Here is a 25,175-nt window from a genome sequence, read left to right as displayed (position 1 = left end):
GGTCGTCGTTCAGGCGCGCAACTGCCCCGGCGCCGAGTTCGAGAACGGCCGGCTGGTCTCGATGCGCCGCCACTTGCGCTGCTCCCAGGTCTGCGGGCCGTCGAGCGGCCAGCCTTCCAGCAGGCCGGCCAGCTCGGCGCGCGGCACGCGCGCATAGGCCGGCGCGGTGCCGCGCAGCAGCCAGCGCCCGCGCCGCAGCCGCGCCGGCAGCGACGCATGGCGCTGCGCCACCCAGTAGACGCAGGCGCGCTCGGCCCAGAAGGCGTGGCGCTCGAAGTTCACGCGCCCGGCGAAGCCGGTGTAGTCGGGCAGCACGAGCACCTCGTCGGCGGTCTCGACGATCGCGTAGAGCAGGTCGCCGGGCGAATCGCCCGCGCCCTGGTGCACGAACACCACACGCTCTATCGACTGCGCGTTGACGCGGTCGACCGGCGCATCGTCGCGGTAGACGACGATCTCCTGTCCCTGCCAGGCGGTGTGCCAACTGTTCCTCATGGCTGTCCTCCAACGATTTTTTGGAGCATCACCATAGCGGCGCGCGCTTGTCACACTGTGTCGAGACGATTCAGGCGCCTGCCGGCGCTGCCCGCCTCGAACGGGTTCAGACCGTCACATGCGACAGGTGCTCGGGCACCGCGACGCGCCAGCCCAGTTCGTCGCCGATGCGCGTGCGCAGCGCGTCGGCCGCCGAGGCCTCGCCGTGCACCACCCAGGTGTGTGCCGGCGCGCGCTCGAAGCCGCCGAGCCAGCCCATCAGCTCGTTCGCGTCGGCGTGGCCGGAGAAGCCCTCGAGGTGGCTGACCTGCGCCTTCACCGCCACGTACTCGCCGAAGATCTTGATCTCGCTCGCGCCTTCCACCAGCTTCGCGCCGCGCGTGCCGCCGACCTGGAAGCCCGGGAAGACGATCGCGTGGCGCGGGTTGGGCGCCATCGCCTTGAGGTGGTGCAGCACGCGCCCGCCGGTGGCCATGCCGCTGGCCGAGATGATCACGCTCGGCCAGCGTGTGTGCGACACCTTCTGCGACTGCTGCGGCGTGGTCACCACCGTGACGCCGTCGCACAGCGTATTGGCCTCGCGCGCCGACAGGCGCAGCAGCCGGCGGTGCTTCTGGTGCAGCGCGGTGGCGGCGGTGGCCATCGGGCTGTCGAGGAACACCGGCGTGTCGGCCGGGATCTCGCCGGCGGCCTTCAGCCGCTGCAGCACCAGCAGCAGCGCCTGCGCGCGGCCGACCGCGAAGGAGGGCAGCAGCACCGAGCCGCCGCGGCGCAGCGTGGCGCGAATGATGGCGCCCAGCGCCTGCTGCGGATCCTCCGGCGGGTGCACGCGGTTGCCGTAGGTCGACTCGACCAGCAGCACGTCGGCGTGCGCGATGCGCTGCGGCGCGGGCATCAGCAGGTCGTTCTCGCGGCCGATGTCGCCGGAGAACACCAGCGTCGTGTCGCGGTGGCGCAGCGTGATCGCGCAGGCGCCCAGCAGGTGGCCCACCGGCGTCAGCCCGGCCAGCACCTTGCCGAAGCGCGCCGTCTTGCCGGCCGGCAGCGGCGCGAGGCGGGCGATCGCGCGCTTCGCGTCGGCCACGGTGTACAGCGGCAGCGCCGGCGCGTGGCGCGAGAAGCCGTGGCGGTTGGCGCGCCGCGCGTCCTCTTCCTGCAGGTGCGCGCTGTCGAGCAGCATCACTTCGGCGAGGTCGCGCGTGGCCGGCGAGCAGTGGATCGCGCCGCGGAAGCCCTGCTTGACCAGCGCCGGCAGGTAGCCGCTGTGGTCGAGGTGGGCGTGGCTGAGGATCACCGCGTCGATCTCGCTGGCCGGCAGCGGCAGCGGCGCCCAGTTGCGCTCGCGCAGCGTCTTGAAGCCCTGGAACAGGCCGCAGTCGAGCAGGATCGTCTGCCCGTCGATCTCGACGAGGTGGCGCGAGCCGGTGACGGTGTCGGCGGCGCCGAGGAAGTGGATCTTCATGTCGGGTCCTGGCGGGTTCGGATGATCAGTTCGGCGCAGCCGGTGGCGGGGTCGTGCAAGCGCTCGAAGCGCTGGCCGGGCAGCACCGCCAGCAGCACCTCGGCGGTGGTGCGCACGCGGCAGCCTTCGAGCACGTGGCCGCCGACGACGCGGCCGGCCGCGTCGGACAGGCTCGCATGCAGGTGCGCGCCGCCCGCGCCCAGCGTGCCGGCGAGGCTGAGGATCTCGGTGTCGGCCTCGATGCGCAGCGCTTCGCTGGCGCCGGCCAGGCGCAGGCAGGCCGGCGCCAGGCTGCCGATGCCCGACAGCACGAAGGCGGCCTCGTGGCCCTGCGCGCGCAGCGCGGCCAGCAGCGCGGCGCGCAGGTCGTCGCCGGGGTTCAGGCGCAGCGGCAGCAGCAGCATGGGGCGAGACGAACGGGTTGGCCGCTCAGCGGCTGAAGGCCTTGCGCGAGCCGTCCTCGAAGACGGCGTCGTCGCGCACGACCGCGCCGGCCGCGTCGAGTTCTCGCTCGCGCGTGATGCGGCCGCGCTCGTCGTCGTGGCGCTCGGCGCGCAGGCGCCCGGCCTCGTCGAAGCTGCGGTGGATGCCCAGCGGCTGCTGCTCGTAGCGGCCGGCGAGCAGCCAGCGGCCGTCGTGGCTGGGCTGGCCGTTGTCGTGGAAGTGCAGGTCGCGGCGTATCGTCTTGCCGCCTTCGACGATGTATTCGCTCGCCTCGCGCGGCTGGCCGTTGAGGTACCAGCGTTTCTCGGCGGCCAGCTCGGCGCCGCGCTCGCCGGGTGTCCAGCGGCGCTCGCGCAGCAGCGTGCCGCTGTCGTGGAACTCCCGCTCCAGCGTGGTGAGGCGCCGCTTCGCGGCGTCGCCCGCGCCCGCCTGCCACACCCACAGCGTTTCGCGGCGCTTGACGCCGTCGCGCGCGAAGCTGCGCTCGCCGCCGCCCGAGGTGCTGATCTCGGCGCTCTCGCGCGGCTTGCCGTCGTCCCAGTACGACTCGCGCCGGCGCAGCTCGCCGCGCTCGAACACGCGCGTGCCGGCCAGCGCGCCACGGCCGTCGTACAGCGACACCGGGGCCGGCGCGCCGCGGTGGCCGCACCAGGCGGCGTCGTCGGCGGCCGGCGCGAGCTGCGGCCGCGCGGCGCAGCGCAGCTCGGCGAGCTGGCCGCGCTCGTTGAACTCGGCCACGGCCTGCTCGCGGCCGTCGTCGCCGTGGAAGCTGGCGCGGCGCAGCGTGCCGTTGGCGTACCAGGCGCGCGCCAGGCCGACGGTGCTGCCGTTGCGCAGCGTCTCCTCGCGCAGCAAGGGGTTGTTCGCGCCGGGCGTGGCGGCATATTCGCGCGCCAGGCCGTCGCGGTTGCCGCGCTCGTTGACGGCGTGCTCGCGCTCCAGCACGCCGTTGCGGTAGAAGCGCACCGCGCCGACGAAGCGGCCGTCGCGCAGTTCCTGCTCGCGTTGCAGCACGCCGCTGCCGGCGTCCTTGCAGCGCATCAGGCCGCTCTTGCCGGCGGTGGTGTGGCCGTTGGCGGGGTTGACGTGCGCGCCGTCGAGTTCGCAGGTCTGGATGGCGTGGGCCGGCGGCGCGGCGGCCAGCAGCAGGGCGGGCAGGATTCGCATGGCGCGATGCTAGCCGCCGGATACAAGCCGCGACATGCCCGAGGGCCCATGCGCGACAATCGCTGCCCATGACGTTTCCTCTCGGATCGCTGCGCGCCGAAGGCGGCGCGGCGGCGGCTTCATCCTCCTCCGCTTCGGCGGCGCGCGTCGTGCCGCGCTGGCGCGCGCGCCTGGCGCTGGGCATCGGCGCGGTGCTGTGGCTCTTGGCGCTGCTCGCGCTGACCACGCACAACGCGGCCGACCCGGCCTTCACCACCTCGGGCAGCGCCGAGCAGACACGCAACGCCGCCGGCACGCTGGGCGCGCTGTTCTCCGACGGGCTGTACTTCCTGTTCGGCTTCTCGGCCTGGTGGCTGATGCTGGTGAGCCTGCGCGCCTGGCTGGGCTCGCTGGCGCGCGTGCTGCGCAGCGAGCAACTGCCGTCGGCGCCGGCCGATCCGCACGAGCCGCCGGCGTGGCTGGCCTGGGTGGGCATCGCGGTGCTGCTGGCGGCGAGCTGCGCGCTGGAGAACACGCGGCTGTACCAGTTCGAGACGCTGGTCGCCGGCGGCCATGCCGGCGGCGTGCTGGGCGTGCTGCTCGGCCCGGCCAGCCAGAAGCTGCTCGGCTTCGCCGGCTCGGGCGTGCTGTGGATCGCCGCGCTGGTGGCCGGCGTCGCGATGGCGCTGCGCTTCTCGTGGCTGCGCGTGGCCGAGGCGATCGGCACCTGGCTCGAATCGTTCCGCGAAAGGCGCGCCGAGCGCATCGAGCGCGCCGAGGACATCCGCCTCGGCGAGCGCGCGCTGCGCGAGCGCGAGGAGGTGGTCGAGGTCGAGCACCAGTTGCAGGAAGAGCACCTGCCCATCGTCATCGAGGCGCCGCTGCCGCAATTGCAGAAGTCGGCGCGTGTCGCCAAGGAGCGCCAGAAGCCGCTGTTCACCGAGCTGGCGGATACCAAGCTGCCGCAGGTCGACTTGCTCGACGCCGCGCCGGGCCGCCAGGAGAGCGTCGCGCCCGAGACGCTGGAGATGACCTCGCGCCTGATCGAGAAGAAGCTCAAGGACTTCGGCGTCGAGGTGCGCGTGGTCGCGGCCTCGCCCGGCCCGGTGATCACGCGCTACGAGATCGAGCCGGCCACCGGCGTGAAGGGCGCGCAGATCGTCAACCTCGCGAAGGACCTGGCGCGCTCGCTGTCGCTGGTGAGCATCCGCGTCGTCGAGACCATTCCCGGCAAGACGACGATGGCGCTGGAACTGCCCAACGCCAAGCGGCAGACGATCCGCCTGTCGGAGATCCTCGGCTCGCAGGTCTACAACGACGCGGCCTCGATGCTGACCATGGGCCTGGGCAAGGACATCGTCGGCAACGCCGTGGTGGCCGACCTCGGCAAGATGCCGCACTGCCTGGTGGCCGGCACCACCGGCTCGGGCAAGTCGGTGGGCATCAACGCGATGATCCTCAGCCTGCTCTACAAGGCCGAGGCGCGCGACGTGCGCCTGATCCTGATCGATCCGAAGATGCTGGAGTTGAGCGTCTACGAGGGCATTCCGCACCTGCTGGCGCCGGTGGTCACCGACATGAAGCAGGCCGGCAACGCGCTGAACTGGTGCGTCGGCGAGATGGAGCGGCGCTACAAGCTGCTCTCGACGATGCGCGTGCGCAACCTGGCCGGCTACAACAAGAAGATCGAGGAAGCGGCGGAGAAGGGCGAGAAGATCCCCAACCCCTTCAGCCTGACGCCCGAGCAGCCCGAGCCGCTGGAGCGGCTGCCGCACATCGTGGTCGTGATCGACGAACTCGCCGACCTGATGATGGTGGTGGGCAAGAAGATCGAGGAGCTGATCGCGCGCCTGGCGCAGAAGGCGCGCGCCTCGGGCATCCACCTGATCCTGGCCACGCAGCGCCCCAGCGTCGACGTGATCACCGGGCTGATCAAGGCCAACATCCCGACGCGCCTGAGCTTCCAGGTCAGCAGCAAGATCGACAGCCGCACCATCCTCGACCAGATGGGCGCCGAGGCGCTGCTCGGCCAGGGCGACATGCTCTACCTGACGCCCGGCGGCGGCCTGCCGGTGCGCGTGCACGGCGCCTTCGTGTCGGACGACGAGGTGCACCGCGTCGTCGAGTACCTCAAGAGCCAGGGCGAGCCGAACTACATCGAGGGCATTCTCGAAGGCGGCACGCTCGACGGCGAGGGCGGCGACTTCCTGGCCGGCGAGGCCGGCGCCGGCGGCGGCGAGAGCGACGCGATGTACGACCAGGCGGTGGCCATCGTGCTGCAGCACAAGCGCGCCTCGATCTCGCTGGTGCAGCGCCACCTGCGCATCGGCTACAACCGCGCCGCGCGGCTGCTGGAACAAATGGAGAAATCCGGGCTCGTAAGTGCCATGTCCAGCAACGGCAACCGGGACATCATCGTCCCGAACCGCGACGCATGAAGTTTCGTTTCCCCTTGATGCTGCTGTTGTGCGGCGCCGCCTTCGCGGCGCGCGCCGACGCGGTGGACACGCTGCGCGAGTTCGTGCGCGAGGTCAAGAGCGGCAAGTCGCAGTTCACCCAGACCGTCACCTCGCCCGACGGCGCGAAGCAGAAGACCAGCGGCGGCAGCTTCGAGTTCGCGCGGCCGAACCGCTTCCGCTTCGCCTACACGAAGCCCTTCGAGCAGGTGATCGTGGCCGACGGCCGGAAGGTCTGGATCTACGACGCCGACCTCGACCAGGTCAGCTCGCGCAAGCTCTCCGCGGCGATCGGCGCGACGCCGGCGGCGCTGCTGGCCGGCGGCAACCTGGAGAAGGACTTCGAGCTGTCGCCGCTGCCCGCGGCCGACGGCCTCGAATGGGCGCTGGCCAAGCCGAAGACGCGCGAAGGCAGCTTCGAGTCGCTGAAGGTCGGTTTTCGCGGCAAGGAGCTGGCGGCGGTCGAGATCGTCGACAGCTTCGGCCAGCGTTCGCTGCTGCGGTTCAGCCAGTTCCAGCCCAACGTGGCGACGCCCGCCGACACCTTCCGCTTCGTCGTGCCCAAAGGGGCCGACGTGGTCGAGCAGTAGCGCCGGCGCCTCAAGGCGCGAGCGAGGCGATCAACACCGCGTTCGTGCCGCCGAAGGCGAAGGAATTGCTCATCGCGTGCCGCAGCGCCGGCAGCGCCCGCGCGCTGCCGCGCACGAGGTCGATGCCCAGCGCCGGGTCGTCGTCGGCCACGTGCGCGGTCGGCGGCGCGCTGCGCTGCTGCAAGGCGCGCAACAGCGCCAGCAGCTCGACCGCGCCGCCGGCGCCGAGCAGGTGACCGCTGATCGCCTTGCTGGCCGTCACCGCCGGCGGCGTGGCGCCGAACACGCGCTGCAGGGAGTTCGCCTCGGCCTGGTCGCCGGCCAGCGTGCCGGTGCCGTGGGCGTTGACGTGGCCGATGTCCTGCGGCTGGAGGCCCGCGCTGCGCAGCGCGGCGCGCATCGCGCGCACCTGGCCGTCGGCGTCGGGCTGGGTCACGTGCGTCGCGTCGCAACTGGTCGCGTAGCCGGCCAGCCGCCACGGCGTGGCGGCGCCGCGCGCGCGGGCATGGGCCTCGGTCTCGATCACGAAGGCGGCGGCGCCTTCGCCGAGCGCGAAGCCGGCGCGGTCGGCGGCGAACGGGCGGCAGGCGTCGCTGCGCGCCGGCCCGAGCACGCGCATCGCATGCCAGGCGCCGACCACGGCCGGCGTCAGCAAGGCCTCGCTGCCGCCGACGATGGCCAGGTCGAGCGCGCCGGCCTGCAGCGCGCGCAGCGCCTCGCCGATGGCCACCGCGGCCGAGGCGCAGGCGCAGGCGTAGCCGATCGCGGTGCCGCGCGTGCCCAGGCGCAGCGCCACCTCGGCCAGCGGCGCGTTGGGCATGCTGGTGACGACGGCGCTCGGGCGCAGCCGGCGCTGCTCGGCCCAGATCGCCTGGCAGTTGGCCTCGAAGGTGGCGGCGCCGCCCATGCCGCTGCCCCAGTACAGGCCGGCGCGCTCGGGGTCGAAGCCGCCGGGGGCGAGCCCGGCCATCGCCACGGCGGCCTCGGCCGCGGCCAGCGCCATCGCGCTGCCGCGGTCCAGCGGCAGCTTCGACGGCGCGGCCACGCGCGCAGCATCGAAGGCGCTGCGCGCCAGCGGCACCTCGAAGCGGCCGTTGCCCGGCAGCTCGATGGCCTCGGCGCGCACCGCCGAGCAGCCGGCGAACAGCGCGGCATCGAAGGCGTCGATGTCGTTGCCCAGCGGCGAGACGACCCCGCAGCCGCTCACCCAGGCCGGCGGCGCGACGCGAGTCACGGGCGCTGCCTCAGGCGGCGGCGGGCCGGGCCGCCGCCAGCGCCTCGTCGATGGCTTTGCACAGGTCGGCCAGCGTCAGGTCGGCCTGGCGCGGGTCGAGCCGCTCCTCGGGGATGCGCAGGCCGAAGCGGTCTTCGACGGCGAACACGAACTCCATCAACGACATCGAGTCCAGGCCCAGCGCGTTGAGCGGCGTGGCCGGCTCGAGCGGCGCATCGCCGGTCTCGAACTGCGTGCGCAGCACGTCCGCGACGGTCTCGAAGGTGGAGGTGGAAGAGGGCATGGCGATGGATTCCAGCAAGTCGCGGCCGGCACCGTGCCCGCCGCGTTGCGGCGCATCTTAGGGCCGCCCGCGCGCGCCTCCACGGTCATTTTCCTCGTCCAAGGTGTTCACCAGGCTGCAGTCCGGCGCCGGCAGCCACGCGGCGAGGCCACGCGTCGCTGCGACAATGTCCGCATGGCCCGACAGGACGCACTGTTCGACGATGCGGTGGCGCCGCCACCCGCCGACGCCCCGCTGGCCGAACGGCTGCGGCCGCGCACGCTCGCCGAGGTGATCGGCCAGCAGCACCTGCTGGGCCCGGGCAAGCCGCTGCGCGTGGCCTTCGAGACCGGCCGGCTGCATTCGATGATCCTGTGGGGCCCGCCGGGCGTGGGCAAGACCACGCTGGCGCGGCTGGTGGCCGGCGCCTTCGACGCGCAGTTCATCGCCATCTCGGCGGTGCTCGGCGGCGTGAAGGACATCCGCGAGGCCGTCGAGCGCGCCCAGGCGGTGCGCGCGCAGGGCCGGCGCACCGTGGTGTTCGTCGACGAGGTGCACCGCTTCAACAAGAGCCAGCAGGACGCCTTCCTGCCGCACGTCGAGTCGGGGCTGTTCACCTTCATCGGCGCGACCACCGAGAACCCGTCGTTCGAGGTGAACTCGGCGCTGCTGTCGCGCGCCACGGTGCACGTGCTCAAGAGCCTGTCGGACGACGAGCTGCGCGCGCTCATCGACCGCGCCCGCGCGCTGCTGGACGCGCCGCCGCTGGCCGAGCCGGCCGTGCAGCGCCTGATCGGCTACGCCGACGGCGACGCGCGACGCCTGCTCAACGCCTACGAGAACCTGGTCGAGATGAACGGCGCGGCGGCGCAGATCGACGAGGCGATGCTCGAAAAGTCGCTCGGCGAGCAACTGCGCCGCTACGACAAGGGCGGCGAGCAGTTCTACGACACCATCTCGGCCTTGCACAAGGCGGTGCGCGGCAGCGACCCCGACGCGGCGCTGTACTGGTTCGTGCGCATGCTCGACGGCGGCGTCGATCCGCGCTACGCGGCGCGCCGCATCGTGCGCATGGCCAGCGAGGACATCGGCCTGGCCGACCCGCGCGCGCTGCGCCTCGCGCTCGACGCCGCCGAGACCTACGAGCGCCTCGGCTCGCCGGAGGGCGAGCTGACGCTGGCGCAGGCGGTGGTGTACCTGGCCGTCGCGCCCAAGAGCAACGCCGTCTACAGCGCCTACAACGCGGCGCGCGCCTTCATCGCGGGCGACGGCACCCGGCCGGTGCCGCTGCACCTGCGCAATGCACCCACCCGGCTGATGAAGAGCCTCGACTACGGCAAGGGCTACCGCTACGCCCACGACGAGGAGGGCGGCTTCGCCGCCGGCGAGAGCTACTGGCCCGAGGGCATGACGCCGCCGGTCTTCTACCAGCCCGTGGACCGGGGGCTGGAGATCCGCATCGCCGAGAAGTTGGAGGAATTGCGCCAATTGAACAGCGAGGCGAAGAATCGTCGGTAGTTGCTTCGAATCACGATCGGTTCGGAGTGTCGATCTGTGGAAACTCCGTAGGATTCATCCGGTAACGCGGCCCTAGAATGCGCCCCCACGCCCGACCCCATAGGTGAAAGCCACGGCCCGACGCACAGCATGCGGCGGGCTTTTTGCTAATAGAGTGAAAGCGCCCGGGTGGTGCCACACGCACCGCCCGCCGAGGCCGCCGCCTCTACAAGGCGGCCCGATCGACCAAGGCAGGAGATTCCCTCGATGGACACCTTCATCCAGCAGATCATCAATGGTCTGGTGCTCGGCAGCATGTATGCGCTGGTGGCACTGGGCTACACGATGGTCTACGGCATCATCAACCTGATCAACTTCGCGCACGGCGAGGTGCTGATGGTCGGGGCGCTCGTCAGTTGGACGATCGTCACCGCCCTGGCCGATTCGGGCCTGCCCGGCTGGGCCCTGCTGGTGATCTCGCTGGTGGCCTCGATCGTGGTGTGCTCGCTGCTGAACTTCACGATCGAGAAGGTCGCCTACCGGCCGCTGCGCAACGCGCCGCGCCTGGCGCCGCTGATCACCGCGATGGGCATGAGCCTGCTGCTGCAGACCCTGGCGATGATCATCTGGAAGCCCACCATCAAGAGCTACCCGATCCTGCTGCCCACCGAGCCGTTCCACGTGTTCGGCGCGGTGATCAACACGGTGCAGATCATCATCCTGGCCACCACGGCCACCGTGCTGGCCGGACTGATGTACCTGGTCAACTACACCAAGCTCGGCCGCGCGATGCGCGCCACCGCCGAGAACCCGCGCGTGGCCGGCCTGATGGGCGTGCGCCCCGACATGGTGATCTCGGCCACCTTCGTGATCGGCGCCTCGCTGGCGGCGATCGCCGGCGTGATGTGGGCGGCCAACTACGGCTCGGCCTCGCACATGATGGGCTTCCTGCCCGGCCTGAAGGCCTTCACCGCGGCCGTGTTCGGCGGCATCGGCAACCTCGCCGGCGCGATGGTCGGCGGCGTGGCGCTGGGCATCATCGAGGCGCTCGGCGCCGGCTACATCGGCGCGCTCACCGGCGGCGTGCTGGGCAGCCACTACCAGGACATCTTCGCCTTCATCGTGCTGATCCTGGTGCTGACGCTGCGCCCCTCGGGCCTGCTCGGCGAGCGCGTGGCGGACCGGGCCTGACACGAGGAGCACACCACCATGAAGAACAAGCTCATCGTCATCGTGCTGGCCGGCCTGGGGCTGATCATCCTGCCCTTCATCGCGCAGCAGTTCGGCAACGCCTGGGTGCGCATCATCGACATCGCGCTGCTGTACGTGCTGCTCGCGCTCGGCCTGAACATCGTGGTCGGCTACGCCGGGCTGCTCGACCTCGGCTACGTCGCGTTCTACGCGGTCGGCGCCTACATGTTCGGGCTGATGGCCAGCTCGCAACTGTGGGAGCAGTTCCCCGCCGTCGCGGCGATGTTCCCCGAGGGCCTGCACGCGCCGCTGTGGATCGTGATTCCGGCCGCCGCCTTCATGGCCGGCGTGGCCGGCGTGCTGCTCGGCGCGCCGACGCTGCGGCTGCGCGGCGACTACCTGGCGATCGTCACGCTCGGCTTCGGCGAGATCATCCGCGTCTTCCTGAACAACCTCGACCACCCGGTCAACATCACCAACGGCCCGAAGGGCATCGGCCCGATCGACTCGATGCACATCTTCGGCTTCGAGCTGGGGCGCCGCCACGAGCTGTTCGGCTACGACATCCCGCCGGTGGTGAACTACTACTTCCTGTTCGTCTCGCTGGTGCTGATCAGCGTGCTGATCTGCTACCGCCTGGAGCGCAGCCGCATCGGGCGCGCCTGGATGGCGATCCGCGAGGACGAGGTCGCGGCCAAGGCCATGGGCATCAACACGCGCAACATGAAGCTGCTCGCCTTCGGCATGGGCGCCACCTTCGGCGGCGTGGCCGGCGTGATGTTCGCGGGCTACCAGTCGTTCATCACGCCCGAGGCCTTCAGCCTGCAGGAGTCGATCATGATCGTCGCGATGGTGGTGCTCGGCGGCATCGGGCACATCCCCGGCGTGATCGTCGGCGCGCTGCTGCTGGCGGCGCTGCCCGAGGTGCTGCGCTACGTGGCCGGCCCGCTGCAGGCGGCCACCGACGGCCGGCTCGACGCCTCCATCCTGCGCCAGTTGCTGATCGCCAGCGCGATGATCGTCATCATGCTGCTGCGCCCGCGCGGCCTGTGGCCGCAGCCCGAGCACGGCAAGGCGGCGCCTGTTCCGGTGACCAAGTGAGGAGCACGAGATGAGCGAAACCGTCCTCAAGGTCGCGGGTGTCTCCAAGCGCTTCGGCGGCCTGCAAGCCCTCTCCGACGTCGGCATCACCATCACGCAGGGCCAGGTCTACGGACTGATCGGCCCGAACGGCGCCGGCAAGACCACCTTCTTCAACGTCATCACCGGGCTGTACACGCCCGACTCGGGCAGCTTCGAGCTCGGCGGCGCGCCCTACAAGCCCAGCGCGGTGCACGAGGTGGCCAAGGCGGGCATCGCGCGCACCTTCCAGAACATCCGCCTGTTCGCCGAGATGACGGCGCTGGAGAACGTGATGGTGGGCCGCCACGTGCGCAGCCAGTCGGGGCTGGTCGGCGCGGTGTTGCGCACCGCCGGCTTCAAGGCCGAGGAGAAGGCCATCGCGCAGCGCGCGCAGGAGCTGCTCGACTACGTCGGCATCGGCAAGTACGCCGAGTTCAAGGCGCGCACGCTGAGCTACGGCGACCAGCGCCGCCTGGAGATCGCGCGCGCGCTGGCCACCGACCCCAAGCTGATCGCGCTCGACGAGCCGGCCGCCGGCATGAACGCCACCGAGAAGGTGGTGCTGCGCGAGCTGATCGACCGCATCCGCAACGACGGAAGAACCATTCTTCTGATCGAACACGACGTCAAGCTCGTGATGGGCCTGTGCGACCGCGTCACCGTGCTCGACTACGGCAAGCAGATCGCGGAAGGAACGCCGGCGGACGTGCAGAAGAACGAGAAGGTGATCGAGGCCTACCTCGGCGCCGGACACAAGGCGCATTGAGGGGCAGGACACATGGCGAACACGTTGCTCGAAGTCAGCGGCCTGAAGGTGGCCTACGGCGGCATCCAGGCCGTCAAGGGCGTATCGTTCGAGGTGCAGGAAGGCGAGCTGGTCAGCCTGATCGGCGCCAACGGCGCCGGCAAGACCACCACGCTGAAGGCCATCACCGGGCTGCAACCGGTGGCCGCCGGCGAGATCAAGTTCATGGGCCGCAGCATCAAGGGCCAGGGCGCCTGGGACCTGGTCAAGCAGGGCCTGGTGATGGTGCCCGAGGGGCGCGGCACCTTCACGCGCATGACCATCACCGAGAACCTGCTGATGGGCGCCTTCGTGCGCAACGACCGCGAGATCGAGGCCGACATCGACAAGGTGTTCGGCATCTTCCCGCGCCTGAAGGAGCGCCGCAACCAGCTCGCCGGCACGATGAGCGGCGGCGAGCAGCAGATGCTGGCGATGGGCCGCGCGCTGATGGCCCGGCCCAAGGTGCTGCTGCTCGACGAGCCCTCGATGGGCCTGAGCCCCATCATGGTCGACAAGATCTTCGAGGTGGTGGCCGACATCCACGGCCGCGGCACGACGATCCTGCTGGTCGAGCAGAACGCCAGTCGCGCGCTGGCGCTGGCCGACCGCGGCTACGTGATGGATTCCGGCGAGGTCACGATGAGCGGCGACGCCAAGGCGCTGCTGGCCGATCCGAAGGTGCGCGCGGCCTACCTGGGCGAGTGACGCCGCCTTTGGACGGGCCCGAAACGACGAAGGCTCCGCGAGGGAGCCTTCGTTCGGAGGGCGGGAGCGCCGCCCGCCCGTTCAGTTGCCGACCTTCAGCGCGCCGCCCTTGCCCAGGCCGCCCTTGACCTCCTGCGCCTTGTAGTTGCGCAGCGAGACGACCATGTTGTTGTAGGCGTCCATGAAGGCGGCCACCGTCGCCTTGCCTTCCGGCGTGCGCGAGAAGCCGCTCAGGCCGCCCGCCGCGCCGCCGCCGAAGGCGCCCAGCGCGGCGCCGAAGTTGGTGGCGGTGGCGTTGCCTTCCGAGATGCCGATCTGCACGCCCGATCGGATGTCCATCAGCGTCAGCGTGACCACCGAGACCTTGCTCTCCAGCGAGCCGGCGACGGCGCCGAAGCCGCGCCCGATCAGCCCGCCCAGCCCGGCGGCGACCTTGCCGGTGGAATCGTTGTTGATGATGATCTGCGGCTCCAGGTAGTAGTCGGCCGCGACGCGCTGGCCCTTCTCCTGGCGCGAGCCGGCGCGGAACTCGCCGGAGTTGCGCTGCTTGTCGGTGATCGCGGAGATCTTGCCTTCCATGCGGTTGTTGCCGATGGAGGTGATCACGAAGCAGTTCGACTGCTGCACCGCCAGGCGCAGCAGCGGCTCGATGGAGGTCACCTGCGTGGCCTGGCCGAAGCTGGCGTACCACTCCTTGCCGCGGCCGTCGTCCACCGCCAGCGTGCCCAGCGGCGCGCTGCAGCGCTCCAGGTTGCTGTTGGCGTTGGTGCTGGTGCCGCCGGCGGCGGCGCCGCGCGACTCCGTGGCGTTGGAGCCGGTGGACAGCAGGCCGCCGCCGCCGGGGGTGACGCAGCCCGCCAGGGCCAGCGTGGCGGCCAGGGCGGTCCAGCGGGAGTGGTGAGACAGTTTCTTCATGGGTTGCCGTCGGTGGGGGTGGAAAGATCAGTACAGAAACCAGCGGTCCGCGCGCCAGACCCAGTAGTACGGGTACAGGCCGTACCACGCGACGTCCTTGCGCCGCTCTTCGCGCACGCGGTAGCGGGCCTGCTCGCTCTTCCTGGCCTGCGTGGCCTCGGGCAGCAGCCTGGCGGATTCCTTGTCGCCGCGCTCGGCCGCGATGGACAGCCAGCGCTCGGCCTCGGCCGGGTCGGAGCCCATCTCCTGCAGGCCGCTGAGGTAGATGCGGCCGAGCGCCGCCTGGGCGCGCAGCTCGCCGCGTTCGCCGGCCTGGCGCAGCCAGCGGATCGCCTGGTGGCTGTCCTGGCGCACGCCGTCGCCGCGCAGGAAGCGCATGCCGAGGTCGAAGGCGGCGCGCGGGTCCTTGGCGGCGATGTCGGCCAGCGCGGCCAGGCGGCGCGTTTCCTCGGGCTTGTCGTCGTGGGCGGGGTCGAAGCCGGCGCTGTCGCGCGGCCGGTCGGAGCAGCCCTTGTCGTCGCAGATGCGCACCGTCGCCGGCGGCTGGGTGGGGGCCTGGACGCAGGCCGTCAGCAGCCAGGCGCACAGGACGACGACGGCGGGGTGCTTCACCATGATGATGCGGCGCTCGGAACGGAAGAAGGGTTGCGTGAGGAAAAAGCGCGCGATTATGTCGCGTGTGGGTTCAGTCGATTCTGGCACCGCTTCGTTTCACCACGCCCTCGTACTTCGCCAACTCGGCCCGGACGAACGCGCCGAACTGCTCCGGCGTGGTCGGCATCGCCTCGGCCATCAGCGTGCCCAGGCGCGCCTTCAGCTCGTTCGAGCCGAGCGCGTCGACGAAGGCCTTGTTCAGCCGCTGCGTCGCTTCGGCCGGCAGCCCGGCCGGCCCGAACAGGCCGAACCAGGTGTGGATGTCGAAGCCGGCCAGCGTGCCGCCGCTCTCGGCGATGGCGGGCAGCTCGGGCACGGCGGCCGCGCGCTTCGCGGTGGTGACGGCCAGCGCGCGCAGCTTGCCGGCCTTGATGTTGGCCGAGGCCGAGGCGAGGTTGTCGAAGTTCAGGTCGACTTGGCCCGCCAGCAGCGCGAGCTGCGCCGGGTTGCCGCCGGCATAGGGGATGTGCACCATGAACACGCCGGCCTGCGCCTTGAACATCTCGCCGGCCAGGTGCCCGGCGCTGCCGTTGCCGCCCGAGCCGTAGTTGAGCAGCCCGGGGTTCTTCTTCGCGAAGGCCACCAGGTCGGCCACGTTCTTCACGCCGTGGCGGTCGGCCGCCTGCGGGTTCATCACCAGCACGTTGGGTACCTGCGCCACGCCAGTGATGGGCGTGAAGTCGCGGATCGGGTCGTAGGGGATGCGCGCGTACAGCCAGGGGTTGATGGCGTGCGTGGCCACCGCGCCCATCACGAGGGTCGATCCGTCGGGCGCGGCCTTGGCGGCCAGGTCGGCGCCCAGGTTGCCGCCCGCGCCGGGCTTGTTCTCGACGATCACGACGCCCAGGCTGTCCTTCACCTTGTCGGCCAGCGCCCGCGCGACGATGTCCAGCGGCCCGCCGGGCGGGTAGGGCACGATCAGACGGATCGGCTTGGGGCTTTGTGCGAACGCCGGCGCCGCGAGCGCGGCGAGCGCGAGGGAAAGAAGGTCACGCCGTCGGGCCATGCTTGTCCGCCTCCGAAGTAAAACTGTCCGCGTAGAACTCGTCGGCCGGCAGGCCGCAGCGAGCGACGAAGTCGCGCTGCGCCGCGTCGACCATCGCCGGCGCGCCGCAGGCATAGACCTGGTGGCCCGACAGATCGGGCAGGTCGGCCATCACCGCCTGGTGCACGAAGCCGGTGCGGCCGCTCCAGCCGTCGTCCGGCTTCGGCTCCGAGAGCACCGGCACGTAGCGCAGGTTCGGCAGCCGCGCCGCGGCGGCCTCGGCCCAGTCGTGCAGGTAGAGATCGGCGCGGCCGCGGCAGCCCCAGTACAGCGCCACCGGCCGCGTGATGGCCTTGTGCTCGATGTGTTCGATCATCGCCTTGATCGGCGCGAAGCCGGTGCCCGAGGCCAGCAGCACGACGGGCTTGTCGCTGTCCTCGCGCAGGAAGAAGCTGCCGAACGGGCCTTCGATGCGCAGGATCTCCTTCTCCTTCATCGCGCCGAAGACGTGGTCGGTGAACAGGCCGCCGGGCATGTGGCGGATGTGCAGCTCGATGGACGGCTTGTCGGTCTGCGCGTGCGGCGCGCCGGCCATCGAGTAGCTGCGCCGCGCGCCGTCGCGCAGGATGAACTCGACGTACTGGCCGGCGTGGTAGCGCAGCACCTCGTTGGCCGGCAGTTGCAGCGTCAGCAGCGCCACGTCGGGCGCGGGCCGGTCGATGGACAGCACCCGCGCCGGCATCTTGCGCACCGGGAACTCTCCCGCGCCGGGCACGGTGCGCGCCTCGATCACCACGTCGGTCTGCGGCGCGGCGCAGCAGGTCAGCACGAAGCCGGCGGCTTCTTCGTCGGCCGACAAGGCCTTGGCCTGGTGCGCGCCGTGGATCACGCGGCCTTCGAGCAGGCGGCACTTGCACGAGCTGCACGCGCCGTCCTTGCAGCCGTAGGGCAGGCCGACGCCGGCGGCGATCGCGGCGTGGAGGATGGGCTCGTCGCGCTCGACGCTGAAGCTGCGGCCGCTGGGCTGCACGGTCACGGTGAAGGGCATGGGTCTTAGACTGGCGGGGACACGAGCAATCCGGGATTGTGCCCCGGCCTCCCATGACCCTGGCCTGTCCGCCCCTGGCGCCGCGCAAGCGCCCGACGCTGCTGATCGTCGGCTGCGGCGACATCGGCGCGCGCGTCGCGCGGCTGCTGCGCGGGCGCTGGCGGCTGCTCGCGATCACCACCGGCGCCGGGCGCATCGCCGAGCTGCGCGCCGCCGGCATCGTGCCGCTGCTGGCCGACCTGGACCAGCCCGCCACGCTGCAGCGCGCCGCCGGCCTGGCCGACGCGGTGCTGCACCTCGCGCCGCCGCCCGCGCAAGGCCAGGGCGACCCGCGCACCGCGCACCTGCTCGCCGCGCTGGCGCGCCGCGGTGGCGTGCGGCGCATCGTCTACGCCAGCACGACGGGTGTGTACGGCGACTGCGGCGGCGCGCGTTTCGACGAGACGCGCCGCGTGGCGCCGGCCACCGGGCGCGCGCGCCGGCGTGTCGACGCCGAGCAGCGGCTGCGCGTCTTCGGCCGGCGCACCGGCACGCCGGTGAGCATCCTGCGCGTCCCCGGCATCTACGCCGCCGACCGGCCCGGCGGCCACCCGCGCGAGCGCCTGGCGCGCGGCACGCCGGTGCTGGCGGCCGGGGAAGACGTCTACACCAACCACATCCACGCCGACGACCTGGCGCGCGCCTGCGTCGCCGCGCTGCACCGCGGGCGGCCGCAGCGCGTGCTGCACGCCAGCGACGACAGCGAGCTGAAGATGGGCGACTACTTCGACCTCGCGGCCGACCTGTGCGGCCTGCCGCGGCCGCCGCGCATCACGCGCAGCGAAGCCCGCGAACGCTTGTCGCCGCTGCAACTGAGCTTCCTGGGTGAATCGCGCCGCCTCGACAACACGCGGCTCAAGCGCGAACTGCGCGTGCGCCTGCGCCACCCGAGCGTCGAATCGGGCCTGCGCGCCTGAGTGCTGCTTCAGCGCCGCCCGAACGGCGGCTGGCCGCGCCAGTAGCGGATCATCAGGAAGCCACCCAGCATGCCGCCCAGGTGCGCGAAGTGCGCCACGCCCGAGGCCGTGCCGGTGACGCCGAACAGCAGCTCGAGCCCGCCGAACACCATCACGAAGGTCTTGGCCTTCATCGGGATGGGTGGGAACAGCGGCATGATGGTGCGGTTCGGGAACATCATGCCGAAGGCCAGCAGCAGGCCGAACAGGCCGCCGGAGGCGCCCACCGTCGGCGCGCCGCCGACCAGCAGGCCCACCACGAGCTGCGTCAGCGCGGCCGTCAGCACGCTGGCGAAGTAGAACTGCAGGTAGCGCCTGCCGCCCCACAGCCGCTCCAGTTCGGAGCCGAACATCCACAGCCCGAGCATGTTGAAGAACAGGTGGCCGACGCTGCCGTGCAGGAAGGCATACGACACCACCTGCCAGGGCAGGAAGCCGTAGCCCAGCGGCCACAGCGCCAGCACGCGCTCGAGCCAGCCGCCGAGGAAGAGCTGCAGGCAGAACATCGCCACGTTGACGAGCAGCAGCGCCTGGGTGATCGGAGGCAGAGGGGGCATGAAAACGCAGCCTGGGAGTGGGTGGTGCCCCGGGTCGGAATCGAACCGACACTCCTTGCGGAACGGGATTTTGAGTCCCGCGTGTCTACCAGTTTCACCACCGGGGCAGGGGCGCTTGCCGCAGCGACAAGGGCGGCGGATTATGTCACGCACCCTGCGTGGCCCGCGTCGCGCTGCGACAATGCGCCGCGAGGAGAAACCCGTGAGCGACCAAGCCCCCCGCTACCCGACGCTGGAAGACGTGATCGGCAACACGCCGCTGGTGCGCCTGGTGCGCCTGCCCGGCGCGGACAACGAGCGCCGCGGCAACGTCGTGCTCGGCAAGCTCGAAGGCAACAACCCGGCCGGCTCGGTGAAGGACCGCCCGGCCATCAGCATGATCAAGCGCGCCGAGGAGCGCGGCGAGATCCGCCCGGGCGACACGCTGATCGAGGCCACCTCGGGCAACACCGGCATCGCGCTGGCGATGGCCGCGGCGATGCGCGGCTACCGCATGCTGCTGATCATGCCGGAGGATCTGTCGATCGAGCGCGCGCAGGCCATGAAGGCGTTCGGCGCCGAGCTGATCCTGACGCCGCGCTCGGGCGGCATGGAGTACGCGCGCGACCTCGCCGAGCGCATGCAGCGCGAGGGCAAGGGCCGCGTGCTCGACCAGTTCGCCAACCCCGACAACCCGCGCATCCACTACGAGACCACCGGCCCGGAGATCTGGCGCGACACGGCCGGGCGCGTCACGCACTTCGTCAGCGCGATGGGCACCACCGGCAGCATCACCGGCACCTCGCGCTTCCTGAAGGAGCGCAACCCGGCGGTGCGCGTGATCGGCGCGCAGCCCAGCGAGGGCTCGCGCATCCCCGGCATCCGCAAGTGGCCCGAGGAATACCTGCCGAAGATCTACGACCCGGCCTGGATCGACGAGACGGTGTCGGTCAGCCAGGCCGACGCCGAGGAGATGGCGCGCCGCCTGGCGCGCGAGGAGGGCCTGTTCGCCGGCATCTCGGCGGCCGGCGCCTGCTGGGTGGCGCTGCAGCTCGCGCAGCGGGTGGAGAACGCGACCATCGTCTTCATCGTCTGCGACCGCGGCGACCGCTACCTCTCCACCGGGGTGTTCCCGGCATGAGCGCGGTGGGCTTCAGGTTCTGCCCGCAGTGCGCGACGCCGCTGCAATGGCTGGCGCGCGAGGAAGACGGCGGGCCGAAGGAGCGGCTGCGCTGCCCGGCCTGCGAATGGACGCACTGGAACAACCCGACGCCGGTGCTCGCCGCGGTGGTCGAGATGGCCGACCGCGACGGCCAGGTGCTGCTGGCGCGCAACGCCGCCTGGAGCGGCCGCATGTTCGCGCTGATCACCGGCTTCATGGAGGCGGGCGAGACGCCGCGCGACGGCATCGCGCGCGAGGTGGCCGAGGAAACGGCCGTCGAGGTCGAGGCGGTGAACCTGATCGGCGTCTACGACTTCCAGCGCATGAACCAGGTGATCATCGCCTACCACGTGCTGGCGCGCGGCGAGATCCGCCTCTCGCCCGAGCTGGCCGAGTACAAGCTGTTCGCGCCGCGCGACCTGCGTTGCTGGCCGGCCGGCACCGGCTACGCGCTGGCCGACTGGCTGCGCGGCAGGGGGCACGAACCCCAGTTCATCGAGTGGCCGCCGCGCCCGTAGAATCGCGCCTCGCCCCCGCCCAAGCCACGACACGCCCCATGGACGCCCAGAAAGAGATCGATACCCGCGGCCTGAACTGCCCGCTGCCCATCCTGAAGGCCAAGAAGGCGCTGGCGGACATGCAAAGCGGCGAGATCCTCAAGGTGGTGGCCACCGACCCGGGTTCGGTGCGCGACTTCCAGGCCTTCGCGCGGCAGACGGGCAACGAACTCGTCGAGCAGTCGGCCGCCAACGACGAGTTCACGCACTTCCTGAGAAGGCGCTGAGCGCGCCGCTCAGAGCGCCAGCGCCTGCAGGTACTCGCGGAAGCCCGGGCCGAGCTGCGGGTGCGTGAGCGCCAGTTCGACGTTGGCCTGCAGGAAGCCTTCCTTGCTGCCGCAGTCGTAGCGCTTGCCCTCGTAGCGGTAGGCGAACACCTTCTCGCGGCGCAGCAGCCCGGCGATGCCGTCGGTGAGCTGGATCTCGCCGCCCACGCCGCGCGGCTGGTTCATGATCTCGTGGAACACGCCCGGCGTGAGGATGTAGCGGCCGGCCACGCCCAGGCGCGAGGGCGCTTCCTCCGGCGCCGGCTTCTCGACGATGCGCTGCACGTCCATCATGCGGTCGTTGACCGGCGTGCCCGCGACGATGCCGTAGCGCCGCGTGTGCTCGGCCGGCACCTCCTGCACCGCGAGGATGGAGGCGCGCCATTCGGCGAACTGCTCGGTCATCTGCGCCAGGATGGGCTTGTCGCCCACCATCAGGTCGTCGGCCAGCAGCACCGCGAAGGGCTCGTTGCCCACCAGGCGCTGGCCGCACAGCACGGCGTGGCCCAGGCCCAGCGCCTGGGCCTGGCGCACGTAGATGCACTCCATGTCGTCGGGCTTGACACTGCGCACCACGTCGAGCAATTCCTGCTTTCCCGCCTGTTCGAGGGCTACTTCCAGCTCGAAGGTCATGTCAAAGTGATCCTCGATCGGGCGCTTGTGGCGGCCGGTCACGAAGATCATCTCGCGCACGCCGGCGGCATAGGCCTCCTCGACGGCATACTGGATCAGCGGCTTGTCGACCACCGGCAGCATTTCCTTGGGTTGAGCCTTCGTGGCGGGAAGGAAACGGGTGCCGAGGCCGGCCACGGGGAAGATCGCTTTGGTGACTTTCATCTACTTAGAATGCATGCTCGATTGCCGGATTCTTGCATGGGCATCGTCGGCCGCGGCGGCCATCAACCTCCCTCGAACGCATGGACCTGCTGGTCGTTGAACCCCTGGAGACGGGGGTGATGGAGTGGCTGGAATCGCGCCATGAGCTGCGGTTCGCGCCGGAGCTCGCCTCCGAGCCGCGCGCCTTGCGCCAGGCGCTGTACAACGTGCGCGCCATCATTGTGCCGCCGAGCTGCGCCATCGACGCGCAGGCGCTGCACTACGCGCCGGTGCTGCGCGCGGTGGGCCGCGTCAGCTCGGGCGCCGAGAACATCGACCTGGATGCCTGTGCGCGCGCCGGCGTCGAGGTGGTGCGCAGCCTGACCGCCAGCGCGCAGGCCGAGGCCGAGTTCATGATCGGCGCGATGCTGTCGATGCTGCGCCGCGTGCCGGTGGTCGGCAGCGACGGGCTGCTGGTGGGCCGCGAGCTGGGCGCGGCGACGGTCGGGCTGATCGGCATGCCGCCGGCGGCGCGCTCGATGTCGCAACTGCTCGGCGCCTTCGGCTCCAAGGTGGTCGGCTACGACCCCTCGCTGCATGCCAGCGACACGGTGTGGGAGCGCTGGCGCGTGCGCCCGATGGGCCTGCGCGAGCTGCTCGAGAGCAGCGACGCGGTGTGCGTGCAGCTCGCCTACTTCAGCCGCTACCAGGGCCTGCTCGGCGACCGCTTCCTGCCCTACTGCAAGCCCAACCAGGTGATCGTCAGCACGGCGCACTCGGCGCTGTTCGACGAGCGCGCGCTGGCCGACGTGCTGGCCAGCGGCCGCGTCGCGGCGGCCTGGTTCGACAGCATGGAGCCCGGCGCGCTCGACAGCGGCCGGCCGCTGGCCGGCATCGGCACGCTGCAGATCACGCCGCGCGTGGCCAGCACGACGCGCGAGTCGCGCCTGCGCAGCGCCTGGGCGGTGGCGCGCCGCATCGACGAACTGCTCGCCTACGCGCCCCAGCCGCAGCGCGACTTCAGGCCGACGGACCCAAGCGTCCCAGCTGATCTTGCAGACGGTCCCGTGTCGCAGTGAAGTCGGCGATGCGCTGACGCTCCTGCGCCACCACCGCCGCCGGCGCGCGCGCGACGAAGCTCTCGTTGGCCAGCTTGGTGTTGGCCTTGCCGATCTCGCCGTCGAGCCGCGCGACTTCCTTCGAGAGGCGTTCGCGCTCGGCGGCGACGTCGATCTCGACGTGCAGCGCCAGCCGCGACGCCCCGCGCACCACCACCGGCGCGCTGCGCGTGGCCTGCGCGAAGGCGGCCTCGTCGTCGAACACCTGCACCTCGCTGAGCTTGGCCAGCGCGGCCAGCAGCGGCGCGGCTTCGCGCAGGAAGGCGTTGTCGCCGGTGGCGCGCAGCGGCACGCGCTGCGCCGGCGACAGGCTCATCTCGCCGCGCAGCGCGCGGCAGGCGCCGACCAGTTCCTTCAGCCGGGCGACCCAGGCGTCGGACGCCGCGTCGATGTTCTGCGGCTGCGCCTGCGGGTAGGGCGCGGCGACGATGCCCTGGGCGGTGCTCTTGCCGGCCACCGGCGCGACCTTCTCCCACAGCTCGGCGGTGATGAAGGGCGTGATCGGGTGCAGCAGGCGCAGCACCGCCTCGAGCACGCGGATCAGCGTGCGCCGCGTGGCGCGCTGCTGCCCGGGCGTGCCGCCGGCGATCTGCACCTTGGCGATCTCGATGTACCAGTCGCAGTACTCGTCCCAGACGAAGGCGTAGATCGCGCCCGCGACGTTGTCGAGCCGGTAGTCGGCGAAGCCCTGCGCCACCGCCGCCTCGACGCGCTGCAGTTCGCCGACGATCCAGCGGTCGGCCGCCGAGCGGCCCGCGTCGCCTTCCGAGCAGTCGAAGCCCTCGCAGTTCATCAGCACGAACTTGCTGGCGTTCCAGAGCTTGTTGCAGAAGTTGCGGTAGCCCTCGCAGCGCTTGCTGTCGAAGTTGATGTTGCGCCCCAGGCTCGCCAGCGAGGCGAAGGTGAAGCGCAGCGCGTCGGCGCCGAAGGCGGGGATGCCGTCGGGGAACTCCTTCTCGGTGTCCTTGCGCACGCGCGGCGCGGTCTCGGGGCGGCGCAGCCCGGTGGTGCGTTTGTCCAGCAGCGCGGGCAGGGCGATGCCGTCGATCAGGTCGACCGGATCGAGCACGTTGCCCTCGCTCTTGCTCATCTTGCGGCCCTGCGCGTCGCGCACCAGGCCGTGGATGTAGACGTGGCGGAACGGCACCTTGCCGGTGAAGTGCACCGTCATCATGATCATCCGGGCGACCCAGAAGAAGATGATGTCGAAACCGGTCACCAGCACGCTCGAGGGCAGGAACAGGTCCTGCTCGATCGTTTTTGCCGGCCAGCCCAGCGTCGAGAAGGGCACCAGCGCCGACGAGTACCAGGTGTCGAGCACGTCGGGGTCGCGCGTCAGCGGGCCGCCGTAGCCGTCGGCCTCGGCCTTGGCGCGCGCGTCGGCTTCGTTGCGCGCCACGTAGACGCGGCCGTCGCTGCCGTACCACGCCGGGATCTGGTGGCCCCACCAGAGCTGGCGCGAGATGCACCAGTCCTGGATGTTGTTCATCCACTGGTGGTAGGTGTTGACCCACTGCTCGGGCACGAACTTCACCGCGCCGCTGTCCACCGCCTCGATCGCCTGCTGCGCGATGCTCTTGCCGTTCGCGCCCGGCCTGGTGGTGGCCACGAACCACTGGTCGGTCAGCATCGGCTCGACCACCTGGCCGGTGCGCGCGCAGCGCGGCACCATCAGCTTGTGCTTCCTGACCTCGACCAGCAGGCCTTGCGCTTCGAGGTCGGCGACGACCTTCTTGCGCGCGGCGAAGCGGTCCAGCCCGCGGTACGCGGCCGGCGCGTGTTCGTTCACCTTCGCGTCGAGCGACAGGATGCCGATGACGGGCAGCCCGTGGCGCTGGCCGACCGCGTAGTCGTTGGCGTCGTGCGCCGGCGTGACCTTGACGACGCCGGTGCCGAACTCGCGGTCGACGTAGGCGTCGGCGATCACCGGGATGTCGCGGTCGCCGAGCGGCAGGCGCACCGTCTTGCCGACGAGCCGGGCGTAGCGCTCGTCCTCGGGGTGCACCATCACCGCCACGTCGCCGAGCATGGTCTCGGGCCGCGTGGTGGCCACCACCAGCGAGCCGCTGCCGTCGGTCAGCGGATAGGCGATGTGCCACAGCGAGCCGTCTTCCTCCTCGCTCTCGACTTCGAGGTCGGACACCGCCGACATCAGCACCGGATCCCAGTTGACGAGGCGCTTGCCGCGATAGATCAGACCTTCTTCGTAGAGCCGGACGAAGGTGTCGGTGACGACGGGCGAGAGCCTGTCGTCCATCGTGAAGTACTCGTGCTCCCAGCTCACGCTGGCGCCCATGCGGCGCATCTGGCGCGTGATGGTGGCGCCCGAGCTGTGCTTCCAGTCCCACACGTGCTTCAGGAAGCCCTCGCGGCCGAGTTCGTGGCGGCCGATGCCCGCTTCCTGCAACTGCCGCTCGACGACGATCTGCGTCGCGATGCCGGCGTGGTCGGTGCCCGGCACCCACAGCGTGTTGAACCCGCGCATGCGGTGGTAGCGCGTCAGCGAGTCCATGATGGTCTGGTTGAACGCGTGGCCCATGTGCAGCGTGCCGGTCACGTTCGGCGGCGGCAACTGGATCGAGAACGAGGGCTTGCTCGCATCCAGCGTGGGGCGGTAGGCGCCCGACGCTTCCCACAGCGGGCCCCAATGGGCTTCGATGGCGGCGGGCTCGAAGGATTTTGCGAGTTCGGTCATGCGCAAGATTGTAGGCGGCGGGGTGTTGCTGCTATGG

Annotated in this window: 25 protein-coding genes and 1 tRNA gene; 12 read left to right on the top strand and 14 right to left on the bottom strand. The window is 71.1% G+C overall.

The window, feature by feature from the left end; translation table 11 throughout:
• Nucleotides 1–9: 9 nt before the first annotated feature.
• The 4 genes from QM792_RS15315 to QM792_RS15300 form a co-directional block, all read right to left on the bottom strand.
• Nucleotides 10–495: a hypothetical protein gene (locus tag QM792_RS15315; protein WP_415150965.1), complete on the bottom strand. Its 486-nt coding sequence runs from the start codon at nt 493–495 to the stop codon at nt 10–12.
• 106 nt (nt 496–601) lie between these two features.
• Entirely contained in the window at nt 602–1,957 is a 1,356-nt protein-coding gene (locus QM792_RS15310; protein WP_415150964.1) for an MBL fold metallo-hydrolase RNA specificity domain-containing protein, read from the bottom strand.
• Nucleotides 1,954–2,361 carry a PPC domain-containing DNA-binding protein gene (locus QM792_RS15305; protein WP_415150963.1) on the bottom strand — a complete coding sequence of 136 codons (408 nt, stop codon included), beginning with the start codon at nt 2,359–2,361 and terminating at the stop codon, nt 1,954–1,956. The genes QM792_RS15310 and QM792_RS15305 overlap by 4 nt, the downstream gene beginning before the upstream one ends.
• A 25-nt stretch (nt 2,362–2,386) precedes the next feature.
• On the bottom strand, nt 2,387–3,568 hold the full coding sequence (locus QM792_RS15300) for a toxin-antitoxin system YwqK family antitoxin (protein ID WP_415150962.1): 1,182 nt from the start codon (nt 3,566–3,568) through the stop codon (nt 2,387–2,389).
• Between the two features lie 68 nt (nt 3,569–3,636).
• Between QM792_RS15300 and QM792_RS15295 the strand changes: the two genes are divergently transcribed.
• Together QM792_RS15295 and lolA are read left to right on the top strand one after the other, a co-directional pair.
• Nucleotides 3,637–5,985, top strand: coding sequence for a DNA translocase FtsK (locus QM792_RS15295; protein ID WP_415150961.1), 2,349 nt, complete (start codon nt 3,637–3,639; stop codon nt 5,983–5,985).
• A complete protein-coding gene (gene lolA, locus QM792_RS15290; protein WP_415150960.1) occupies nt 5,982–6,593 on the top strand; it encodes an outer membrane lipoprotein chaperone LolA in 612 nt (203 codons plus the stop codon). The genes QM792_RS15295 and lolA overlap by 4 nt, the downstream gene beginning before the upstream one ends.
• 10 nt (nt 6,594–6,603) lie before the next feature.
• Here the strand turns inward: lolA and QM792_RS15285 are convergent, their stop codons facing one another.
• Both QM792_RS15285 and QM792_RS15280 read right to left on the bottom strand, forming a co-directional pair.
• Nucleotides 6,604–7,827: a beta-ketoacyl-[acyl-carrier-protein] synthase family protein gene (locus QM792_RS15285; RefSeq protein WP_415150959.1), complete on the bottom strand. Its 1,224-nt coding sequence runs from the start codon at nt 7,825–7,827 to the stop codon at nt 6,604–6,606.
• Between the two features lie 10 nt (nt 7,828–7,837).
• A complete protein-coding gene (locus QM792_RS15280) occupies nt 7,838–8,110 on the bottom strand; it encodes an acyl carrier protein (protein ID WP_415150958.1) in 273 nt (90 codons plus the stop codon).
• Nucleotides 8,111–8,284: 174 nt separating this feature from the next.
• Here QM792_RS15280 and QM792_RS15275 point away from each other — a divergent pair, with 174 nt between their 5' ends.
• The 5 genes from QM792_RS15275 (at nt 8,285) to QM792_RS15255 (ending at nt 13,391) form a co-directional block, all read left to right on the top strand.
• Nucleotides 8,285–9,607 (top strand): replication-associated recombination protein A, encoded by a 1,323-nt coding sequence (locus tag QM792_RS15275; RefSeq protein WP_415150957.1) that lies wholly within the window; start codon nt 8,285–8,287, stop codon nt 9,605–9,607.
• Between the two features lie 246 nt (nt 9,608–9,853).
• A complete protein-coding gene (locus tag QM792_RS15270) occupies nt 9,854–10,777 on the top strand; it encodes a branched-chain amino acid ABC transporter permease (RefSeq protein ID WP_415150956.1) in 924 nt (307 codons plus the stop codon).
• Between the two features lie 18 nt (nt 10,778–10,795).
• Nucleotides 10,796–11,878 carry a branched-chain amino acid ABC transporter permease gene (locus QM792_RS15265; protein ID WP_415150955.1) on the top strand — a complete coding sequence of 361 codons (1,083 nt, stop codon included), beginning with the start codon at nt 10,796–10,798 and terminating at the stop codon, nt 11,876–11,878.
• Between the two features lie 10 nt (nt 11,879–11,888).
• The gene (locus QM792_RS15260) at nt 11,889–12,665 is read left to right on the top strand and encodes an ABC transporter ATP-binding protein (RefSeq protein WP_415150954.1); all 777 of its coding nucleotides are present in this window, start codon (nt 11,889–11,891) and stop codon (nt 12,663–12,665) included.
• A gap of 12 nt (nt 12,666–12,677) precedes the next feature.
• Entirely contained in the window at nt 12,678–13,391 is a 714-nt protein-coding gene (locus tag QM792_RS15255; protein ID WP_415150953.1) for an ABC transporter ATP-binding protein, read from the top strand.
• Nucleotides 13,392–13,472: 81 nt separating this feature from the next.
• Here the strand turns inward: QM792_RS15255 and QM792_RS15250 are convergent, their stop codons facing one another.
• From QM792_RS15250 to QM792_RS15235, 4 genes are all read right to left on the bottom strand, one after another.
• Nucleotides 13,473–14,306: a hypothetical protein gene (locus QM792_RS15250; RefSeq protein WP_415150952.1), complete on the bottom strand. Its 834-nt coding sequence runs from the start codon at nt 14,304–14,306 to the stop codon at nt 13,473–13,475.
• A 27-nt stretch (nt 14,307–14,333) separates the two neighbouring features.
• A complete protein-coding gene (locus QM792_RS15245; RefSeq protein ID WP_415150951.1) occupies nt 14,334–14,921 on the bottom strand; it encodes a tetratricopeptide repeat protein in 588 nt (195 codons plus the stop codon).
• Nucleotides 14,922–14,991: 70 nt separating this feature from the next.
• Entirely contained in the window at nt 14,992–15,966 is a 975-nt protein-coding gene (locus QM792_RS15240) for a Bug family tripartite tricarboxylate transporter substrate binding protein (RefSeq protein WP_415150950.1), read from the bottom strand.
• Nucleotides 15,950–16,993: a CDP-6-deoxy-delta-3,4-glucoseen reductase gene (locus QM792_RS15235; RefSeq protein WP_415150949.1), complete on the bottom strand. Its 1,044-nt coding sequence runs from the start codon at nt 16,991–16,993 to the stop codon at nt 15,950–15,952. The genes QM792_RS15240 and QM792_RS15235 overlap by 17 nt, the downstream gene beginning before the upstream one ends.
• A 53-nt stretch (nt 16,994–17,046) precedes the next feature.
• Between QM792_RS15235 and QM792_RS15230 the strand changes: the two genes are divergently transcribed.
• Nucleotides 17,047–17,949, top strand: a complete 903-nt coding sequence (locus QM792_RS15230; RefSeq protein WP_415150948.1) for an SDR family oxidoreductase — start codon at nt 17,047–17,049, stop codon at nt 17,947–17,949.
• 8 nt (nt 17,950–17,957) lie between these two features.
• Here QM792_RS15230 and QM792_RS15225 read toward each other — a convergent pair whose 3' ends face one another.
• On the bottom strand, nt 17,958–18,545 hold the full coding sequence (locus QM792_RS15225; protein WP_415150947.1) for a rhomboid family intramembrane serine protease: 588 nt from the start codon (nt 18,543–18,545) through the stop codon (nt 17,958–17,960).
• Between the two features lie 22 nt (nt 18,546–18,567).
• Nucleotides 18,568–18,652, bottom strand: a tRNA-Leu gene (locus QM792_RS15220).
• 95 nt (nt 18,653–18,747) lie between these two features.
• Between QM792_RS15220 and cysM the strand changes: the two genes are divergently transcribed.
• The 3 genes from cysM to QM792_RS15205 are packed head-to-tail and all read left to right on the top strand — an operon-like array spanning nt 18,748 to nt 20,470.
• Entirely contained in the window at nt 18,748–19,665 is a 918-nt protein-coding gene (cysM, locus tag QM792_RS15215) for a cysteine synthase CysM (protein WP_415150946.1), read from the top strand.
• On the top strand, nt 19,662–20,204 hold the full coding sequence (locus QM792_RS15210) for an NUDIX domain-containing protein (protein WP_415150945.1): 543 nt from the start codon (nt 19,662–19,664) through the stop codon (nt 20,202–20,204). Before cysM ends, QM792_RS15210 begins: the two co-directional genes overlap by 4 nt.
• Nucleotides 20,205–20,242: 38 nt before the next feature.
• Nucleotides 20,243–20,470 (top strand): sulfurtransferase TusA family protein, encoded by a 228-nt coding sequence (locus QM792_RS15205; protein WP_415150944.1) that lies wholly within the window; start codon nt 20,243–20,245, stop codon nt 20,468–20,470.
• Nucleotides 20,471–20,479: 9 nt separating this feature from the next.
• On the opposite strand, the gene galU is transcribed toward QM792_RS15205, so the two are convergent.
• On the bottom strand, nt 20,480–21,346 hold the full coding sequence (gene galU, locus QM792_RS15200; protein WP_415150943.1) for a UTP--glucose-1-phosphate uridylyltransferase GalU: 867 nt from the start codon (nt 21,344–21,346) through the stop codon (nt 20,480–20,482).
• Between the two features lie 80 nt (nt 21,347–21,426).
• Between galU and QM792_RS15195 the strand changes: the two genes are divergently transcribed.
• Nucleotides 21,427–22,404 carry an NAD(P)-dependent oxidoreductase gene (locus tag QM792_RS15195; RefSeq protein ID WP_415150942.1) on the top strand — a complete coding sequence of 326 codons (978 nt, stop codon included), beginning with the start codon at nt 21,427–21,429 and terminating at the stop codon, nt 22,402–22,404.
• Here the strand turns inward: QM792_RS15195 and QM792_RS15190 are convergent.
• Nucleotides 22,346–25,138 (bottom strand): valine--tRNA ligase, encoded by a 2,793-nt coding sequence (locus QM792_RS15190; protein WP_415150941.1) that lies wholly within the window; start codon nt 25,136–25,138, stop codon nt 22,346–22,348. The two genes, QM792_RS15195 and QM792_RS15190, sit on opposite strands and share 59 nt — an antisense overlap.
• Between the last annotated feature and the right edge of the window lie 37 nt (nt 25,139–25,175).

The sequence above is a fragment of the Piscinibacter sp. genome (assembly GCF_047600445.1).
In the GTDB taxonomy this organism is placed as follows: Bacteria; Pseudomonadota; Gammaproteobacteria; order Burkholderiales; family Burkholderiaceae_C; genus Piscinibacter.
Note: the sequence above shows the minus strand (reverse complement) of the source record. Positions and strands in the feature narration are given on the sequence as shown.

Bases quoted from the DNA above. Each gene is read 5' to 3' on its own strand.
- QM792_RS15315 (WP_415150965.1), bottom strand. From the start codon at position 495: ATGAGGAACAGTTGGCACACCGCCTGGCAGGGACAGGAGATCGTCGTC.
- QM792_RS15310 (WP_415150964.1), bottom strand. From the start codon at position 1,957: ATGAAGATCCACTTCCTCGGCGCCGCCGACACCGTCACCGGCTCGCGC.
- QM792_RS15305 (WP_415150963.1), bottom strand. From the start codon at position 2,361: ATGCTGCTGCTGCCGCTGCGCCTGAACCCCGGCGACGACCTGCGCGCC.
- QM792_RS15300 (WP_415150962.1), bottom strand. From the start codon at position 3,568: ATGCGAATCCTGCCCGCCCTGCTGCTGGCCGCCGCGCCGCCGGCCCAC.
- QM792_RS15295 (WP_415150961.1), top strand. From the start codon at position 3,637: ATGACGTTTCCTCTCGGATCGCTGCGCGCCGAAGGCGGCGCGGCGGCG.
- lolA (WP_415150960.1), top strand. From the start codon at position 5,982: ATGAAGTTTCGTTTCCCCTTGATGCTGCTGTTGTGCGGCGCCGCCTTC.
- QM792_RS15280 (WP_415150958.1), bottom strand. From the start codon at position 8,110: ATGCCCTCTTCCACCTCCACCTTCGAGACCGTCGCGGACGTGCTGCGC.
- QM792_RS15275 (WP_415150957.1), top strand. From the start codon at position 8,285: ATGGCCCGACAGGACGCACTGTTCGACGATGCGGTGGCGCCGCCACCC.
- QM792_RS15270 (WP_415150956.1), top strand. From the start codon at position 9,854: ATGGACACCTTCATCCAGCAGATCATCAATGGTCTGGTGCTCGGCAGC.
- QM792_RS15265 (WP_415150955.1), top strand. From the start codon at position 10,796: ATGAAGAACAAGCTCATCGTCATCGTGCTGGCCGGCCTGGGGCTGATC.
- QM792_RS15260 (WP_415150954.1), top strand. From the start codon at position 11,889: ATGAGCGAAACCGTCCTCAAGGTCGCGGGTGTCTCCAAGCGCTTCGGC.
- QM792_RS15255 (WP_415150953.1), top strand. From the start codon at position 12,678: ATGGCGAACACGTTGCTCGAAGTCAGCGGCCTGAAGGTGGCCTACGGC.
- QM792_RS15250 (WP_415150952.1), bottom strand. From the start codon at position 14,306: ATGAAGAAACTGTCTCACCACTCCCGCTGGACCGCCCTGGCCGCCACG.
- QM792_RS15245 (WP_415150951.1), bottom strand. From the start codon at position 14,921: ATGGTGAAGCACCCCGCCGTCGTCGTCCTGTGCGCCTGGCTGCTGACG.
- QM792_RS15240 (WP_415150950.1), bottom strand. From the start codon at position 15,966: ATGGCCCGACGGCGTGACCTTCTTTCCCTCGCGCTCGCCGCGCTCGCG.
- QM792_RS15235 (WP_415150949.1), bottom strand. From the start codon at position 16,993: ATGCCCTTCACCGTGACCGTGCAGCCCAGCGGCCGCAGCTTCAGCGTC.
- QM792_RS15230 (WP_415150948.1), top strand. From the start codon at position 17,047: ATGACCCTGGCCTGTCCGCCCCTGGCGCCGCGCAAGCGCCCGACGCTG.
- QM792_RS15225 (WP_415150947.1), bottom strand. From the start codon at position 18,545: ATGCCCCCTCTGCCTCCGATCACCCAGGCGCTGCTGCTCGTCAACGTG.
- QM792_RS15210 (WP_415150945.1), top strand. From the start codon at position 19,662: ATGAGCGCGGTGGGCTTCAGGTTCTGCCCGCAGTGCGCGACGCCGCTG.
- QM792_RS15205 (WP_415150944.1), top strand. From the start codon at position 20,243: ATGGACGCCCAGAAAGAGATCGATACCCGCGGCCTGAACTGCCCGCTG.
- galU (WP_415150943.1), bottom strand. From the start codon at position 21,346: ATGAAAGTCACCAAAGCGATCTTCCCCGTGGCCGGCCTCGGCACCCGT.
- QM792_RS15195 (WP_415150942.1), top strand. From the start codon at position 21,427: ATGGACCTGCTGGTCGTTGAACCCCTGGAGACGGGGGTGATGGAGTGG.
- QM792_RS15190 (WP_415150941.1), bottom strand. From the start codon at position 25,138: ATGACCGAACTCGCAAAATCCTTCGAGCCCGCCGCCATCGAAGCCCAT.